This window comes from Flavobacterium sp. B114r, from assembly GCF_056824125.1.
On sequence record NZ_CP124858.1, the window covers coordinates 3,610,182 to 3,628,459 of the forward strand.

At 35.4% G+C, this 18,278-nt stretch carries 12 protein-coding genes and 1 riboswitch; of the genes, 7 read left to right on the forward strand and 5 right to left on the reverse strand.

Translation table 11 applies throughout. The features are described from left to right. Positions 1-22: 22 nt before the first annotated feature. The 3 genes from QLQ94_RS15410 to QLQ94_RS15420 form a co-directional block, all read right to left on the reverse strand. Complete coding sequence (locus QLQ94_RS15410) at positions 23-268, reverse strand: hypothetical protein (protein WP_271336094.1); 246 nt, start codon at positions 266-268, stop codon at positions 23-25. 420 nt (positions 269-688) lie between these two features. Next, positions 689-1,078 carry a RidA family protein gene (locus QLQ94_RS15415; protein ID WP_427402260.1) on the reverse strand — a complete coding sequence of 130 codons (390 nt, stop codon included), beginning with the start codon at positions 1,076-1,078 and terminating at the stop codon, positions 689-691. A gap of 173 nt (positions 1,079-1,251) precedes the next feature. After that, the gene (locus QLQ94_RS15420) at positions 1,252-1,815 is read right to left on the reverse strand and encodes a Crp/Fnr family transcriptional regulator (protein WP_427402241.1); all 564 of its coding nucleotides are present in this window, start codon (positions 1,813-1,815) and stop codon (positions 1,252-1,254) included. A gap of 220 nt (positions 1,816-2,035) precedes the next feature. Between QLQ94_RS15420 and QLQ94_RS15425 the strand changes: the two genes are divergently transcribed. After that, complete coding sequence (locus tag QLQ94_RS15425; protein WP_271336096.1) at positions 2,036-2,284, forward strand: hypothetical protein; 249 nt, start codon at positions 2,036-2,038, stop codon at positions 2,282-2,284. Between the two features lie 137 nt (positions 2,285-2,421). On the opposite strand, the gene QLQ94_RS15430 is transcribed toward QLQ94_RS15425, so the two are convergent. Continuing rightward, positions 2,422-7,047 carry a T9SS type B sorting domain-containing protein gene (locus tag QLQ94_RS15430; protein WP_482497686.1) on the reverse strand — a complete coding sequence of 1,542 codons (4,626 nt, stop codon included), beginning with the start codon at positions 7,045-7,047 and terminating at the stop codon, positions 2,422-2,424. 285 nt (positions 7,048-7,332) lie between these two features. Then, positions 7,333-7,536, forward strand: a riboswitch (cobalamin riboswitch). A gap of 110 nt (positions 7,537-7,646) precedes the next feature. On the opposite strand from QLQ94_RS15430, the gene QLQ94_RS15435 reads away from it, so the two are divergent. From QLQ94_RS15435 to QLQ94_RS15450, 4 genes are all read left to right on the forward strand, one after another. Continuing rightward, positions 7,647-9,695: a TonB-dependent receptor gene (locus tag QLQ94_RS15435; RefSeq protein WP_427402243.1), complete on the forward strand. Its 2,049-nt coding sequence runs from the start codon at positions 7,647-7,649 to the stop codon at positions 9,693-9,695. Next, positions 9,692-10,837, forward strand: coding sequence for a YncE family protein (locus QLQ94_RS15440; RefSeq protein ID WP_427402244.1), 1,146 nt, complete (start codon positions 9,692-9,694; stop codon positions 10,835-10,837). Before QLQ94_RS15435 ends, QLQ94_RS15440 begins: the two co-directional genes overlap by 4 nt. 78 nt (positions 10,838-10,915) lie before the next feature. After that, positions 10,916-12,127: a cell surface protein gene (locus tag QLQ94_RS15445; RefSeq protein ID WP_271336100.1), complete on the forward strand. Its 1,212-nt coding sequence runs from the start codon at positions 10,916-10,918 to the stop codon at positions 12,125-12,127. A gap of 85 nt (positions 12,128-12,212) precedes the next feature. Next, a complete protein-coding gene (locus QLQ94_RS15450) occupies positions 12,213-13,847 on the forward strand; it encodes an IS1182 family transposase (protein ID WP_072959494.1) in 1,635 nt (544 codons plus the stop codon). 439 nt (positions 13,848-14,286) lie between these two features. Here the strand turns inward: QLQ94_RS15450 and QLQ94_RS15455 are convergent, their stop codons facing one another. Beyond that, positions 14,287-14,817: an NAD(P)H-dependent oxidoreductase gene (locus QLQ94_RS15455; RefSeq protein WP_271336101.1), complete on the reverse strand. Its 531-nt coding sequence runs from the start codon at positions 14,815-14,817 to the stop codon at positions 14,287-14,289. A gap of 159 nt (positions 14,818-14,976) precedes the next feature. Here QLQ94_RS15455 and QLQ94_RS15460 point away from each other — a divergent pair, with 159 nt between their 5' ends. Both QLQ94_RS15460 and mgtA read left to right on the forward strand, forming a co-directional pair. Further along, the gene (locus tag QLQ94_RS15460) at positions 14,977-15,330 is read left to right on the forward strand and encodes a winged helix-turn-helix transcriptional regulator (RefSeq protein ID WP_271336102.1); all 354 of its coding nucleotides are present in this window, start codon (positions 14,977-14,979) and stop codon (positions 15,328-15,330) included. A gap of 93 nt (positions 15,331-15,423) precedes the next feature. Continuing rightward, positions 15,424-17,976 carry a magnesium-translocating P-type ATPase gene (mgtA, locus tag QLQ94_RS15465; protein ID WP_482497689.1) on the forward strand — a complete coding sequence of 851 codons (2,553 nt, stop codon included), beginning with the start codon at positions 15,424-15,426 and terminating at the stop codon, positions 17,974-17,976. Positions 17,977-18,278: the final 302 nt, after the last annotated feature.

Here is an 18,278-nt window from a genome sequence, read left to right on the forward strand (position 1 = left end):
AAAAAGTAATTCTCATTAATTTTTAATGAGAATTGCTATCTATAATGCTTTGCACACTTTGAATAAAAGTTTCGGTATTGTGTATTTCATTCTTAATGTAGATGTCATAATGCGATAGTTTAAATTGTTCGAGCATATCTTTTTTTAGAAATTTTATCATTGATTCAATAGTTCTGGTATCGTTTTCATGATTTCTTTTTAATTCGCGTTGTTTGCTTTCCAGATAAGCCAAAGTCTTTTTTAATCTTTGTACATTAATTTTGTCCACAGTTAAATCTTCTTAAATTTAATAAATAACGATAATCAGGAATAAGATAAAATTCAATATTTTTCCAAAAACGTAATAGTGAATTGAATTTATCTCATTACAAGACTATCGTTTCTGATAATTACGTTATAATTGACTTTTTAGTTTGAAATATAATTCAAAAAAGTTAAATATTTTCCTGTGAAACTTATTTTTTAATGACCTAACAGTTTGAATTTCTTTTGTTTAAGGGTAGAATAGAATAGCTTTTGTTTTCTATTTTATTTTGAAAAACAGCTGTAAAATAAGATCCTTCCGGATTTTTGAAGAACAATATTAGTAGTGTACTAATTAGAAAAGGAGATCAAAAATATTTTTTATACAAATAAGCCGTTTTTTCTTAAGTAAGAAAAAACGGCTTATCTTGTTAATTTGGATCAGTTATTTTACAACCGTAGCCTCCAGTTCAACCTTCAGTGTTTCAAAAAGGCTTTTTACCTCCAATAGAGTAGTGGCTTGCTTAATGCCGTGTTTGGCTACCCAATCCTGAACGATAGCAAAGTGCGGCCAAAGTTCAGATGTAGAAGTCGTGTAGATGTTTAGTCTCACAATTCCTTTACATTCATAACCGGCTTTGGTGATTACTTCTTCCAGATTTTTTAGAGCCAGAATTATTTGGGATTCCATGTTTTCATCACTTGAAATTCCATCCGCACTTATTGCCGTCTGACCGGAAACATACAATGTTCCTTCTGGATTTTTTACTTCAACAGCTTGCACGTAACTACGTTCATTCTGCCATTTCCACGGATTAATTACTCTCATTTCCATTTGTTTAGCTTTTTTTGTTTGCGCCAATACCGGCGTAATAGTTAATAATAGTAAGGCTAAAAATTTTGATGTTTTTTTCACGATTACAGTTTAAAATTGTACTGTAAAATTGTGAATAACATCAGGAATAGAGTCTTGATATTTCTCACGAATATGATGTGAGAAATGTCACATTAAGAAGATAATCTGCTCAGGGTTTCACGCGAAACTCCCAGATAAGATGCGATAAGACTTTTGGGAACGCGCTGAAATAGTGAAGGATATTGTTTTAAAAGCTGTTCGTAACGTTCTCTTGAGTTAGAAGTTTGCCACGATATTATGCGGCGTTGTGATCCGAGGAAACCAAAAGTAGATTTTTCGAGAAAAAAACGTTCCATTTTTTGCAATCCATCCCGTAGTTTTTTATAATCATCAAATGAACAGCAAAGAACCTCAGTATCTTCAAGACATTGTAGTGACATTGTAGCTTCTGTTTGTGTATAAAAAGCATAATAATCACTTTCCCACCAATCTTCCATAGCAAAAGAAACAATGTGTTCTTTTCCTGTCGCATCAGTATGAACTAATTTTAAAAGTCCCGAAATTACAAAGTAAGAATACTTTACAGGATCACCTTCCTGAATAAGGAATTGATGTTTTTTAAAATTTTTTGGGATAAAATGAGCAGAGACAAAGGAAAATTCCTCATCTGTAAGCGGTATTATTTTTTCAATATGTTCTCTAAGGTTTGCTCGCATAATCAGAGTTCAAAGTTATTGAAATTTTGGTTTATTAATCTAGTTAAAATTACTGAAAAATCAAATTGATATTTTAGTAAATTAATAACAATTTCTTAACCTAATGTTTATTAGTATGTTGATAAATAATATTTTATGGAGCAATTTCATGAATATTCGTAACTAATTAATATTTATATTTGAGAATGAAACTAAGTCAGTTAATTTAAAAATATGTACAATGGATAAAGCTATAAAACTAAAGGTTCGTAAGGAGTTGGATAGTCAACAACAGTTGAATATAATTAAATTAAAAGGTAGTTTAATTTCCAAAGGATATACCGAAATTATACACATCCTTGATCAGGATGATGAGTTTCATATTAATTCTTTTGCTACACCATCTGAAACTAATAATGAAGTTCAGGAATTCATTAAAGCATTTATCTGCAAAGAAAATCTAACAGATACCATCACAATTTTTAGATAGTATTTTACATGCTCATATGATCAATTTTTGAATAGAATCTTAATAAAACGGAAAAAAATAATAAGCTATTATAAAGTGTGTTTTTATTATATATTCAACTGATTTGTTGTGTTTTAAATTGGGAGAACTATAGTGAGTTAGTAACTTAAAAATACCCATCCCGCTTTTTGATCTCCATTTTCAGATGAAATAATATAATAATAGGTTCCGGTTGGCAACATATTTCCCTCTTTCCATTGTCCGTACCATTGTTTGTCATATTTGCCAACATAGTCATATACCTTTCTTCCCCATCGATTGTATATTTCAATGTTAGTTACATTAAAATCAGTAAGATCGAAAGTATCATTGACTCCATCACCATTAGGAGAAACTGCATTGGGAACACCGCATAAATTATTTGACACTTCGATTACTTCTTCAACCTCGCAAGATCCATCATTGACAGCAACTTTAAATTGCAACGGAAACTGTAATAATCCGTTATAATTTTCGCTGTATTCTGAAAAATCAAAAGTCGCATTATCTGATCCTACCGGATTCCCTTTGTCGTCAACCCAGGAATAACTATAATTAGTAGAAGAAGATGTGGTTTCGACCTTTATAAGATATCGATTGTTTACACATTCTTTTGTTATTGAATACGCGGGCGACGTAAAAGTTACTTCTACGGAAGCTGTTGTTGCGCATTGACCAGGAATAGGAGTAAAGGTATAATTACCACTATTGTTAGTAGTTGATGAACTCCAGGTTCCCCTAATTCCATTTGGAGATGTTGTCTGCACAATTGGAGTAGTTCCGTCGCAGAAATTAAGCTTAGCAGGAAAATCAGGCACGATTGCAGGTGTAATGGTAACGATCAAAGTTACAATAGAAGCACATTGCCCCAAATTTGAAGTAAAAATATAATTGCCACTTGTAGTTGTGTTAATTACCGCAGGATTCCATGTACCCGAAATTCCGTTAGGAGAAGTCAAAGCCAGAATTGGTGGAATATCACTACTACACAATGTCAAAGTTGTACCAAAATCAGGTATTATTTGCGGATTTATGGTAACGGCTAAACTAGCAAATGTCGCACATTGTCCTGCATTTGGAGTAAAAATATAATTGCCATCTGTTGTTGTGCTGACTACCGCAGGACTCCAGGTTCCCGTAATTCCGTTTGGGGAGGTTAGAGCTAAAGTTGGAGCAGTATCATTGCTACACAACGGTAAACTCGTAGCAAAATCAGGAGTTATTTGTTGATTTATGGCAACGGCTAAACTAGCAGTTGTAGCGCATTGTCCTGCATTAGGCGTAAAAATATAATTGCCACTTGTTGTAGTATTGATTACCGCAGGACTCCAGGTTCCCGTAATTCCGTTTGGAGAAGTTAAAGCCAAAGTTGCCGCAGTATCGCCATTACACAATGTCAAAGTTGTAGTAAAATCAGGAGTTATTTGTTGATTTATGGCAACGGCTAAACTAGCTGTTGTCGCACATTGTCCTGCATTAGGCGTAAAAATATAATTGCTACTTGTTGTAGTATTGATTACCGCAGGACTCCAGGTTCCCGTTATTCCGTTAGGAGAAGTCAAAGCCAAAGTTGGTGGAATATCACTACTACACAAAGTCAAAGTCGTAGCAAAATCAGGTATTATTTGTTGATTTATGGTAACGGCTAAACTAGCAGTTGTCGCACATTGTCCTGCATTAGGCGTAAAAATATAATTGCCACTTGTTGTAGTATTGATTACCGCAGGACTCCAGGTTCCCGTAATTCCGTTTGGGGAGGTTAAAGCCAAAGTTGGTGCAGTATCACTGCTACACAACGGTAAACTCGTAGTAAAATCAGGAGTTATTTGTTGATTTATGGTAACGGCTAAAGTAGCAGTTGTCGCACATTGTCCCGCATTAGGCGTAAAAATATAATTGCCACTTGTTGTAGTATTGATTACCGCAGGATTCCAGGTTCCCGTAATTCCGTTTGGAGAGGTGAGGGCTAAAGTTGGCGCAGTATCGCTATTACATAATGTCAAAGTTGTATCAAAATCAGGTATTATTTGTTGATTTATGGTAACGGCTAAAGTTGCAGTTGTCGCGCATTGTCCTGCATTTGGCGTAAAAATATAATTGCCACTTGTTGTAGTATTGATTACCGCAGGACTCCAGGTTCCCGTAATTCCGTTTGGGGAGGTTAGAGCCAAAGTTGGTGCAGTATCACTACTACACAACGGTAAACTCGTATCAAAATCAGGTATTATTTGTTGATTTATGGTAACGGCTAAAGTTGCAGTTGTTGCACACAATCCTGCATTAGGCGTAAAAGTATAGTTGCCACTTGTTGTTGTGCTGACTACCGCAGGATTCCAGGTTCCCGTAATTCCGTTTGGGGAGGTTAGAGCCAAAGTTGGCGCAGTATCGCTGTTACATAATGTCAAAGTTGTACCAAAATCAGGGATTGTTTGTTGATTTATGGTAACGGCTAAAGTAGCAGTTGTCGCACATTGTCCCGCATTTGGCGTAAAAATATAATTGCCACTTGTTGTAGTATTGATTACCGCAGGACTCCAGGTTCCCGTAATTCCGTTTGGGGAGGTTAGAGCCAAAGTTGGTGCAGTATCACTACTACACAACGGTAAACTCGTATCAAAATCAGGTATTATTTGTTGATTTATGGTAACGGCTAAACTAGCAGTTGTTGCGCATTGTCCTGCATTAGGCGTAAAAATATAATTGCCACTTGTAGTTGTGCTGACTACCGCAGGACTCCAGGTTCCCGTAATTCCGTTTGGGGAGGTTAAAGCCAAAGTTGGTGCAGTATCACTGCTACACAACGGTAAACTCGTAGTAAAATCAGGAGTTATTTGTTGATTTATGGTAACGGCTAAACTAGCAGTGGTCGAACATTGTCCCACATTTGGCGTAAAAATATAATTGCCACTTGTTGTAGTATTGATTACCGAAGGAGTCCAGGTTCCCGTAATTCCGTTTGGAGAGGTGAGGGCTAAAGTTGGCGCAGTATCGCTATTACATAATGTCAAAGTTGTATCAAAATCAGGTATTATTTGTTGATTTATGGTAACGGCTAAAGTTGCAGTTGTCGCACATTGTCCCGCAGTTGGAGTAAAAATATAATTGCCACTTGTTGTTGTACTGATTACCGCAGGACTCCAGGTTCCTGTGATTCCGTTTGGGGAGGTTAAAGCCAAAGTTGGCGCAGTATCGCTGCTACACAACGGTAAACTCGTAGCAAAATCAGGTATTATTTGTTGATTTATGGTAACGGCTAAACTAGCAGTTGTTGCGCATTGTCCCGCATTTGGCGTAAAAATATAATTGCCACTTGTTGTAGTATTGATTACCGAAGGACTCCAGGTTCCTGTGATTCCGTTTGGGGAGGTTAAAGCCAAAGTTGGCGCAGTATCGCTGCTACACAACGGTAAACTCGTAGCAAAATCAGGAGTTATTTGTTGATTTATGGTAACGGCTAAACTAGTAGTTGTCGCACACAATCCCGCAGTTGGAGTAAAAATATAATTGCCACTTGTTGTAGTATTGACTACTGCAGGATTCCAAGTTCCCGTAATTCCGTTTGGAGAAGTCAGAGCCAAAGTTGGTGCAGTATCGCCATTACACAATGTCAAAGTTGTAGCAAAATCAGGAATTGTTGGTGGAGTTATGGTCACTGCAAGAGTTGCGGTTGTGCCGCATTGTCCTGTATTTGGAGTAAAAGTATAGTTGCCACTTGTTGCAGTGTCAATAATGTTTGGACTCCATGTTCCTGTGATTCCGTTTGGAGAAGTCAGAGCCAAAGTTGGTGCAGTATCACTACTACACAAAGTCAAAGTTGTTGCAAAGTTTGGTGTTGTGTTGGACGTTACTAATAAATTAATAGTATCAGTAATATCTAGCCCACAACTATTAGTAGCTTTTAGCGTCAATACTATAGTTGTTCCACCCGCTGCAGTCGGAACTGTATAATCGGTTGTAGTTGTAGTTGATGGAGAAAAAGAACCCGACGACGCAGACCAGGCAACTGAAGTTTGCCCTACTGCAGTACCATTCAAAGTAATTGTTGCTCCTGCACAAGCCGTTAAGGTAGGAGGTCCGGCATCAACTGTAAAAGGTGGTACAGGTGCTTTACAACCGTTATTGGTGTAAGTGGCAAGTCCGGCTGGGGTAAAATTTACTGTAGCACCGTCAGCGGGAGTATTTGCCCCACTTGTATTAGTCAACATTGATTTGTCATAGGTAACAGTATCCAAACAACCACTAAAATTCATCACAAGCGTTCTCCCATTAGGAGGTGCGATAGATTGGTTGGCAAAGTGCCCAACAGTAGTTGTAGCATCTTGAAAAACCATATATATATTTTCGGATAAAGGACCAAATGAATTATCACTAGTAACCATCAGATAACTAGTAACTAATATAGCGGTTGCATTAGCAGGTAATATTCCTCCGGGAGGTTCTAGTATTTGTCCGCATCCGCCTGCAGCACTTATATCAGTATTTAATTGAGCGACAACAGCTGCCGTTGTCAAATCCTGAACAATGCCCTGCCAAGCATTATTGGGCCATGTTACTGTTAAGGTATTTATGTTTAATGGAGCACTACCAACTTTAAAGCGTACCATTTCGTTACGCCCTTCTTGGACCCCACAAGCATCAACCAAGATACTCTGGATTTCAAAACATTGAGAAAAAACGTTTGAATTACAGAAAAAAAACAATACAAATAAATAGAAATAAGGGGAGTGTAGAGATCTTAAATTCATATCAAAATTGGATTTAGTTGATAGTAATTTTAAAACAATAGTTAAATTTAATTTTTTTTAATTAATTATTAACAAGAATAAGTGTTAATTTATTGATTGTTAGTGGTTTTTGTGATTTTATGACATGAATTTAAGGTGTTGATCAATTATCTATATAATTTGTTAACGTCCGAAGTTTAGTACTGGTCAATTAACTTTTTAATGTGATATTGTATTTAATTCTTCATTTATTGCGATAAACATAAATTGCATTTGATAATACCTCTTCTTTATAAAGATAATTCTATCTTTGCACCAGATTTTGGTCTATTTTTTTAGTTTTTAAGAAAATAGTTAAAAGGGAATCAGGTGCAAATCCTGAACAGACCCGCTACTGTAAGTTCTACACAAGTCTTTAAACGTTACTAATGCCATTGTTCGCTGAGCCGGATGAGAAGGTTGTTTAAAGATGGAACAAGTCAGGAGACCTGCCACAAATCACATAGTTTAAGACTTTCGTGGAATAAAGTCAAACAACAAGAACTGACCTGTTATTTATAATGGGATTCTCTCTTATTGCTTTTGATTATTATTCTGGAGTTTATTTAATTAAATCAGTGATGTATAATACAAAAAAAATACTCTTTTTCATTTTTATATTGTTTGCTCCGTTTTTGCTTCATTCACAAGTATCAAATGATAGTTTGCGGGTTTTAAAAGAAGTAATATTAAAAGGAAAACCTTATCAGGAAGTAATTCCGGTACAGTCCCTTTCAGGAAAATTGCTCGAAAATTTGGCAAGTCACAACGTTGCAGATGCTCTTCGGTATTTTGCGGGAACTCAAATTAAGGATTATGGTGGTCTTGGCGGACTCAAAACAGTAGATGTCCGTAATATGGGAACACATCATGTAGGTGTTTTTTATGATGGGATACAATTAGGAAATGCTCAGAATGGCGTAACAGATTTGGGAAAATACTCCTTAGATGATATGGAATCACTGACGATGTATAACGGACAGAAAAGTGAAATTTTCCAATCTGCCAAAGATTTTGCCGCTGCTTCTACTATTTATTTAAGGACAAAACGTCCTGTTTTTGTTGGTACAAAAAAAACAAATTTATTAGTAAGATATAAAACAATGTCTATCAATTATATTGATCCTTCATTTAGGTGGGAGCAAAAATTGAGCGACAAAGTAAGTATGAGTGTAAGCTCTGAATACATTAAATCTAATGGTGAATACAAATACAGGTACAAAAGAAACAATCTAGACGGATCTGTTGCATATGATACGACTGCCACCAGACATAACAGCGATATAGAAGCACTACGATTTGAATCCGGGCTTTACGGAAAAATAAATAATGGTTCCTGGGATGCTAAAGTATATTATTACGATTCAGATCGAGGAGCACCGGGAGCGATTGTCGAGAATAAGTTTTCTGACGGCTTTAGACAGTACGATAAGAATTTTTTCGCACAAGGTACCCTAGTGAAAGATTTTACAGATAAATATAAATTTCAGGCAAAGGCAAAATATGCTTACGATTACACGCATTATGTGGCCAGAGACACTACCAATATATTAGGTGAAACGGTTACCGAAGGCGCACAATCAGACGACAGCTATTATCAACAGGAATATTATTTCTCAGCAGTAAATATGTACAGCATATTACCAACCTGGGATGTTTCGCTGTCTACAGATTTTCAGTACAACAAGTTAAACGCAACAAGAAGAGGGATACAAACCCAATTTTCATTTCCACAGCGATATACAGCGTTATTTTCTCTCGCAAGTTCTTACAGATTTGGAGGATTTAAAGTTTTGGGAAATGTTGTAGGCACTTATGTTCAGGAAGAAGTGCGATACAATGCAAAAGCTCCCGACAAACAAGAGTTTACGCCTGCATTATTTATAGGTTACACACCGTTTAAGCAATATGATTTTACTGTAAGAGCATTTGCAAAACGTATTTTCAGAATGCCCACTTTCAATGATTTGTATTATACAATGGTTGGTTCCAGTACTTTAAAACCGGAATACATGAATCAGTATGATGTTGGTTTTACTTATAATTTGCCAATAGAAAAAGGTTTTTTCGATAAATTATCTTTTCAGGTTGATGGTTATTATACCAATACCAAAGACAAAATAGTAGCAGCCCCAACCGGAAACTTATTCCGATGGATGATGACCAATATAGGGCAGGTAAAAGGACAAGGAATAGAATCTGTAGTGAATATGGGAATACATTTTGGTCAGGTAAATCTAGCCACAAATCTTACTTATACGTATTCACAAAGTAGGGATTATACAAAATTCGCAGGTTTAGAATTATCATCTTATGGAGATCAGATTCCATATACACCCTGGCACAGCGGATCCGGAATATTAAACGCTGATTATAAAACCTGGAATTTCAATTATAGTTTTATATATGTAGGAAAGCGATACAATGGTAATGTCAACAATATAAAAGTAAATGAAGTTCAGCCTTGGTACACCCACGATTTAGCGGTACAAAAATCTTTTGCATTTCAACAGTATAAAATGAAAGGATCAGTAGAACTTAATAATGTCCTCAATCAGCAATACGAGGTAATTTATAATTATCCAATGCCGGGCCGTACATTAAAATTTACAATCAGTATTGAGCTATGAAAAAGATAACAACAAAATTAGTCCTTAGTTTATTTATAGCCGTTGCTTTTGTTTCCTGCAGAGAAGAAGAAACAGTTTTTCCATCCTCAGATAAAAGCGTTGCTGCACCCAGAAGCGGTGGTAAAGTCGAAGGTTTTTATCTTCTTAACGAGGGTAATATGGGAATGAATCGTGCCAGTATTGATGTATTCAATTACAGAACCGGAAATTATACCACAGATATTTATTCAGAACGCAATCCTACAGTTGTCAAAGAACTGGGAGATGTGGGTAATGATATAAAAATATACGGCAATAAAGTGTATGCAGTAATCAATTGCTCAAACAAAGTTGAGGTTATAGACAAATGGACAGCAAAACGAATCAAGAAAATAGACATTCCCAATTGTAGATATGTAGCCTTTTATAAAGACAAAGCTTATATCAGTTCTTACGCAGGTCCTGTAGCCATTGATCCCAATGCTGAGATAGGTTTTGTTGCTGAAATTGATACAACATCATTAGAAATAAAACGAAAAGTAACAGTTGGATATCAACCTGAACAAATGGTAATACGTAACGGCAAACTTTATGTAGCAAATTCAGGAGGTTACAGAGTTCCTAATTACGACAGAACAGTTTCCGTTATTGATCTGGAAACCTTTACCGAAACTAAAAAAATAGATGTGGGAATCAATCTCTATGGTATGCAAATAGACAGCAGAGGAGATATTTATGTAAGTTCAAGAGGAGATTATTACAATACACCTTCTAATCTTTTTGTGATAGACAGCCAGACAGATGAGAAAAAAATGCAGCTTGATATTCCAGTTTCAGGAATGTGCCTTGTAGATGATCTGCTTTATTTTTATAGTGTTTCCTGGAGTTATCTCACCAATAGTAATAAAGTTACGTACGGAATTTTAGATACCAAAACAAAAAAAGTAATTAGTGATAAAGTAATCACAGACGGTACAGACAAAAAAATAATGATTCCGTATGGACTTCAGGTAAATCCCGAAACAAAAGAAATATACATTACCGATGCACAAAATTATGTAGTAACAGGTTATATCTATTGTTTTACTCCCGATGGAAAATTAAAATGGAAAACTACAGCAGGAAACATTCCGGCACATATCGCTTTTATAACCACAAATTAGAACAATAAAAACCACATTTTTTTAATCCTTTCCTATTACGTGCAATTGCATTTGTAATAAATACCCAATTTAAATACTATGAAAAAAAAACACTTTAAAATTTTAAAAGCCACATTGTCTTTAACTCTCTTACTGGGATTTATTGCATGTGGAACTGATAGAGAAGATGATCTGGGAATTATAGATCCCACCGTTATACTCAAAGAATCATATACAATTGATCGTTTTAAAGTACTAAATATTGTCCCGAAAGTTCCTGCCAACTCTCAATTGACATGGAGTGTAAATGATTCAGTAATTTCACAAAATGCCGAGTTGGATTTTATCACTCCTTATCTAAAGAATTATCCACTGACATTAAAGGTCACGACAAATGGAGCAGTAAAAACATATTCATCTTTAATAAATGTAACAAAAGAGCCGGGAAATTATAGCAAATACATATCAAATGTATTTGATTTTCGCCCTGCAATAGGTCAGTTTACTAATGGAATTCCGGAATATTTACCAGGAAATACCGAAGCAAATCTTATCAGCGCAGCAAAAAAAGCAATCGTTGGACCAAATAGCAGTATGATATCTTTAGGAGGTTTTGGCGGATATGTCGTATTTGGTTTTGACCATACGATCCCAAATTTGGATGGCAGGGATTTTAAGATTTTAGGTAATGCGTTTTTTGGAAGTGAAGCAAATGAGGAGCGTTTTGGATCTTGTGAACCCGGAATTATTCTGGTGGCTTATGATAAAAACAAAAACGGAAAACCCGATGAAGATGAATGGTATGAAATTGCAGGAAGTGAATATTTTAAAAATACAACAGTAAAGAATTACAGCATCACATACTTTAAACCCGATCCCAATAAACTACCCGTTGCAGGAGATGAGTTTTGGCAGACGAATATAGAATATATTAAATGGCAGGATAATCAGGGTGCTTCAGGATATAAAACACAAAATGCATTTCACGATCAAAGCTATTATCCATTATGGATTGCTGAAGCCTCGTACAGTTTAAAGGGAACAAAAATAAAAGACAATTTTTACGATCAGAGCGGTACAGGAAATTATTGGGTAGGTAAATCTTTTGATTTTGGATATGCTGATAACGCTCCAAATAATGATGAAGCATCTAATATCGATATTTCGTGGGCAGTAGATAAAAACGGAAAATACGTTAAACTTCCTGGAATAGATTTTATAAAAGTATATACCGGAATCAATCAGGAAGCCGGATGGTTAGGAGAAGTTTCTACAGAAGTTTCAGGAGCTTATGACCTATATTTTAAATAATCGAAGAGGCTGTCCGAAAAGTAATTTCGGGCAGTTTTTTTTTGTTTTACACATTGATTTTTCTTATATTTAAGTACTAAAATCAATGATTATGCAGCCAGTTTTTAAGCCTCATTCGGTTCACCAGCAAGATCTTTTTCCATTGAATTTAAATGATCTGATCCCAGAGAATCATTCTGCCCGATTAATAGACAGTGTTGTTGAACAGTTGGAAATTTCCGAGATTATATCACAGTTTAAAGGCGGTGGAAGATCCAGCTACCATCCTAAGATGTTATTGAAAATATTGTTTTACGGATATCTCAATAATACCTATTCCAGCCGAAAGCTGGCTAGAGCCGTGAAGGAGAATATATATTTTATGTGGCTCTCGGGAGGACTTCAGCCGGATTTTAGAACTATCAATGACTTTAGAGGAAAAAAATTAAAAGGGAATATCGAAAAACTTTTCAGCCAGGTCGTTCTGATGATGGTAGATTTAGAGCTCATTAGCCTGGAGAGACAATTTATTGATGGTACTAAAATAGAAGCCAACGCACATAAATACAGCTTTGTGTGGAAGAAAGCAGTTGAAAAACATAAAGACAGGCTTCAGGGAAAAATCGATGCTGTTCTGGCAGATATTGGTCAGGCTATCGAGTCAGACATTATGCATACTGATAACCAAACTGATACCAAGGTAGACAGTAAGAAATTAGAAGAAAAAATACACGAGATCAACCAAAGTGAAAAAAAGCAGAAGCTGAGTAAACAGCAGAACAAATCACTTCAAAAACTCGAGAAAGAACAGCTTGTAAAACTTAAAGAATATGAGAAACATCTCGAAATTCTGGGGGATAGAAACAGTTATTCGAAAACCGATACCGATGCTACTTTTATGCGCATGAAAGAAGATCATATGGGCAACGGACAATTAAAAGCGGGTTATAATATTCAGATTTCTACAGAAAATCAAATTATTACACATTACTCCACCCACCAGACTTCTACTGATTTTACCACATTAAAGACTCACTTAGAAGGATTCAAAAGCAACTACGGCAAACAATCTGCAAAAGTTATAGCCGATGCGGGCTATGGAAGTGAGGAAAATTATCAACTCCTTGAAGACAAAGAAATTGATTTTTTTGTTCCCTACAACATGTACCGTATCGAAGAGACCCGTAAGCATAAAAACAATTTATTCCACGCACAAAACCTGTTTCATAATAATGAGCAAGACTTTTTGGTTTGTCCAATGGGGCAGCAAATGCCTCGTATCTTTACTAAGAAATCAAAAACTACAACTGGTTTTGAACAGTATCATTCGGTATATGAGGCTTTAAATTGCGCAGGATGTCCTCTGCGGGGGCAATGCTTTAAAGCTAAGGGGAACAGACGGATAGAAATTAATCACAATCTTCAAAGACTGAAATTCAAGGCAAGAGAGAATTTAGAAAGTGAATTGGGCAGGGAAATTTATAGTAAAAGATGTATTGAACCAGAGCCGGTTTTTGGTAACATCAAGCAAAACAAAGGATTTAAAAGATTTACACTTACCAAAACAGCCAAAGTAAATACTGAATTTGGCCTGATTGCTATTGCTCACAACTTTTCTAAATGGATCGCTAAAATCCGTTTGGGCAATTTTAACCTCATTTTTGATCTCGTAGAAGCTTTAGAAAAGTTTATAGAAGACCATTTTAGCCCAAATTTACATTTTTCAAGAAACACTCTGTAAATCTACTAGTATAATAAAAGAAAGAGGTCGTCTTTTCAGACAACCTCTTTATATTAAAAGAAGGATCATTATAATTAATTAAAGTTGCTAATTTAACAATTCAGCAAATGAACTGACTTTAAAAGATATTTAAGTATAATCCCTGCAGGCAATGTCACTAAGTTAAGCTTTTTTGATCATAATTTTTACTTCAAAGTTGCAAAGTTTAAACACAATCTTATCATCTCGACGAAGGAGATCACACTAGTATTTCCGTTCAGATATTCGCCAATCTTTGTCGAGTTTCTTTTGCGACCTCTCCTTCGTCGAGATGACAATCTAGCGGATTCTGATAGAGTTATTGATATAGAAATAGTTAATCCGTATTCAGAAATCTTTTAACTTAATATTGTTGCCTGTAGGACTACACATGATTAACGAGCAACTTGAATTAATTATTTTATAGAGATTCAAGAAAAGAAAGATACTCTTGCGTGCTTTTTTCAATTCTTTGAGGAGAAGCATCATGCTCCGCACCATAAAAAGCAAACAAAGGTTTATAAGCCGCTTTGATATAATCAAAAGTAACTTCAAACGGAGTCGTAAGTTGTTCTAAAGTGTATTTGTATCTTCCGGTTTCGCTATAATCTTCCTTGTTAATACCGGCAGAAATGGCCAATGCAATTTTTTTTGCAGCAACCTTATAACCGCTTTTACTACCATAAGCCCATCCATGCGTTAGAACTTCATCCAGCCATTTTTTTAGTAAAGGCGGACTATTGAACCAGTAAAACGGAAACTGAAATACAATCGTATCATGGTTTTCTATTAATTGCTGTTCCTTTTCAATATCAATCTTTTCATCCCGATATAAGGCATATAAATCATGTATAGTGTATTGGTCAGGATATTGGTTCAATTCTTCGATCCATCTTTTGTTTATTAATGAGTTTTCAAGGTTTGGATGAATTATAATGATAAGAGTTTTCATTTTATAAGTATTAAAATTTAGAGATGCAAAGGTCGGGCTGATAAACAAATACAACAATAAGGGGCGAATTAATCATACAGTGATAAATTAATCACCATAATGAATCTACAGGAAAACTCTTTTTTGTCTTTACTTTTGTATTTCTAAAAGAGATAAAAGATGTATCAGCGAAAAATACCAATTGATTATAATTGCGGACTCAATGTAGCTATGGAAGTAGTAGGTTCTAAATGGAAATTTTGTTTACTGGATGAAATTTCAAAAGGGACAAAACGCCCCAAAGACCTTGTTAACGCTGTAAATGGAATTACAAAACGAGTATTGCAAAATCAATTAAAAGAACTGGAATTTCACGGACTTTTAGGAAAAACAATCTATACAGAAATTCCTTTGCGGGTAGAATATTTTCTAACAGCATCCGGAGAATCTCTTATGCCCTTGATTGTCGCTATTGATAAATGGGGATTAGAATTTGCACCTCAGTTAAAAAAGATTTTAGAAACAGAAGATTAAAAGATTAAATCCCTTCGAATAGCAGAGCTTATTATTTTTAAATAGTAGTAAGTTATTGATTACCTTTATATAAAACATATAATAAAACGTTTTATGGAAAGTAATTCTGACTCCGAAAATAGTTTTTGGAATTTAAGTATTGATGATGCTTATCGTAAGTTAGCAGCAAACTCAAAAGGACTGGATGATACAGAAGTTGCCCGAAGATTAAAGCAATACGGTCCCAATACCTTAAAAAATAATGCAAATACCTCCATGTTTATTCTGTTTCTTTCGCAGTTTAAAAGTCCAATTACCATTCTGCTTATTGTTGCAGCCATTTTATCAGCAGGTTTAGGAGATATTTCAGATACAGTAATTATTCTCTGTATCATAATATTAAGCAGTCTTCTTGGTTTTTGGCAGGAAAAAGGAGCAGCCAATGCAGTAAAAGAATTATTGAAAATGGTTACCTTAAAATGTCGGGTAATCAGAAACGGAACTTCAAAAGAAATTGCTGTCGAAGAAGTTGTTCCCGGAGACATTGTTACTTTATCAGCCGGAGATATTATTCCCGGTGATTGTCTTTTATTAGATTCCAAAGAATTATTTGTTGATGAAGCCGCTTTTACCGGAGAAACCTTTCCTGTAGAAAAGGAGAGTGGCGATCCGCTTCCGGCAAATACAGTACTTTCTAAAAGAAGCAATACCTTGTTTATGGGATCCAGTGTCATAAGCGGAAAAGCAACAGCACTTGTAATGGCAACCGGAAAACAAACAGAATTCGGTAAAATATCCACTACACTTCAGTCAAAAGCACCCGAAACAGATTTTGAACTCGGAATTCGCAAGTTTGGCTATTTGTTGATGGAAGTAACATTAGTTCTGGTCATTATTATTTTTGGTGTCAATGTATTTCTTAATAAACCTATTCTTGATTCCTTCTTATTTTCTCTCGCACTTGCTGTAGGTTTGACACCACAATTACTTCCCGCTATCATCAGTGTCAATCTTTCGACAGGAGCAAAAAGAATGGCAAAATTACAGGTTATTGTAAAACGTCTTTCTTCTATAGAAAACATTGGCAGCATGAACATTCTTTGTTCAGATAAAACAGGTACAATTACCGCAGGAAAAGTAAACTTAAAAGATACATTAGACATCAACGGAAACCATAATGATAAAGTATTAGAATATGCCTGGCTAAATGCTTCCCTTCAGCAAGGGTTTAAAAATCCTATAGACGAGGCCATAGTTTTGGCTTATAAAGAAACAGCGAAAACTTTTACGGTACAATCAGAGATCCCGTATGATTTTATCCGAAAACGTCTTACCATAGTAGTCAAAGGAGAAAAAGAAAATCTGGCGATTACCAAAGGCGCTTTGAACTCTATAGTATCAATTTGCAGTCAGGCTGAATTGGCCGAAGGAAAATTATCCAATATTGCAGATTCTAAAGCATCAATCCAGGCGCAATATGAAAAATTAAGCGAAGCCGGTTTTAGAACTTTAGGTGTCGCATACAAACCCGTTAAAGATGCAGGTGATTTTAATCGCGACGACGAAAAAGATATGATTTTCTTAGGATTCATCACATTATTTGATCCTCCAAAACCAAATGTCGAAGCGATAATCAACAAACTGAATACACTAGGCGTAAAGCTTAAAATTATTACAGGAGATAATGCCCTGGTAGCAAAAAGCCTGGCGTTGCAGGTAGGGATTAAAGATCCAAAAATAGTAACTGGTGCCGAATTGCAAAAAATGACCAAAGCCGCATTAATGCATCAGGCGATTCATACCGATATTTTTGCAGAAGTAGAACCCAACCAAAAAGAACGTATTATTTCGATCCTGAAAAGCGGAGGTAATGTAGTAGGTTTTATGGGGGACGGGATCAATGATGCTCCGGCGCTGCATACCGCAGATGTGGGTATATCTGTAGATACAGCAGTAGATGTGGCCAAAGAAGCCGCAGATATTGTATTGCTAAGCCAGGATCTTGATGTTTTGACAAATGGTATCGTCGAAGGCCGAAAAACGTTTACCAACACCATGAAATATATTTTTATGGCAACAAGCGCCAATTTCGGAAATATGTTCAGTATGGCAGGAGCTTCGTTATTTCTTCCTTTTTTACCATTATTACCCAAACAAATTCTATTGACAAATTTGTTGACTGATTTTCCTGAAATGGCAATCGCAACAGATCGTGTCGATGATCTTAATATACAAGAACCGCAACGTTGGGATATTTCTTTTATCAGAAAATTTATGGTTGTTTTTGGATTATTAAGTTCTGTATTTGATTTTCTGATGTTTGGTGTTTTATTGTTTATTTTTCATGCCAAAGAAAAAGAATTTCAGACCGCATGGTTTATAGAATCAGTAATTTCAGCAACCTTAATCGTACTTGTTGTTAGAACCAGATTACCATTTTTTAAGAGCTTGCCCGGTAAATATTTGTCAATCGCAACAGCAATAATTGTATTGTTTGTTCTGGCATTGCCTTTTACACCATTTGCAGGATGGTTTGATTTTGTAAAATTACCCTTTATGCTTTATGTGTGGATGTTCTTATTAATAGCAACCTATATCGTATCTGCCGAGCTTGTAAAGCATAAGTTCTATAAAGTAATGATGAAAAAACATCGAAAACATCGATAAAGATTTTTGTGTCCTGACAGGTTTCCAAAACCTGTTAGGTATCCCATATCAAATTAACCAAATTTTATTACATTAGATTATCCCAACAGGTTTCCAAAACCTGTTAGGTATTCGTATATCGCAGTCTCAACGTTTAACTGATATTAAGTAATTAATAAGGGCCAATTTTCTTAGTATTTTAAAAATCGATTCAATACCTGACAGGTTTTGGAAACCTGTTAGGATCACCGGGTTTTATGAAATAATTTATCTTTTATTTATGATTAAAATAAGGTTTGCTTCGGTAAAAGCGTTAAAATAAT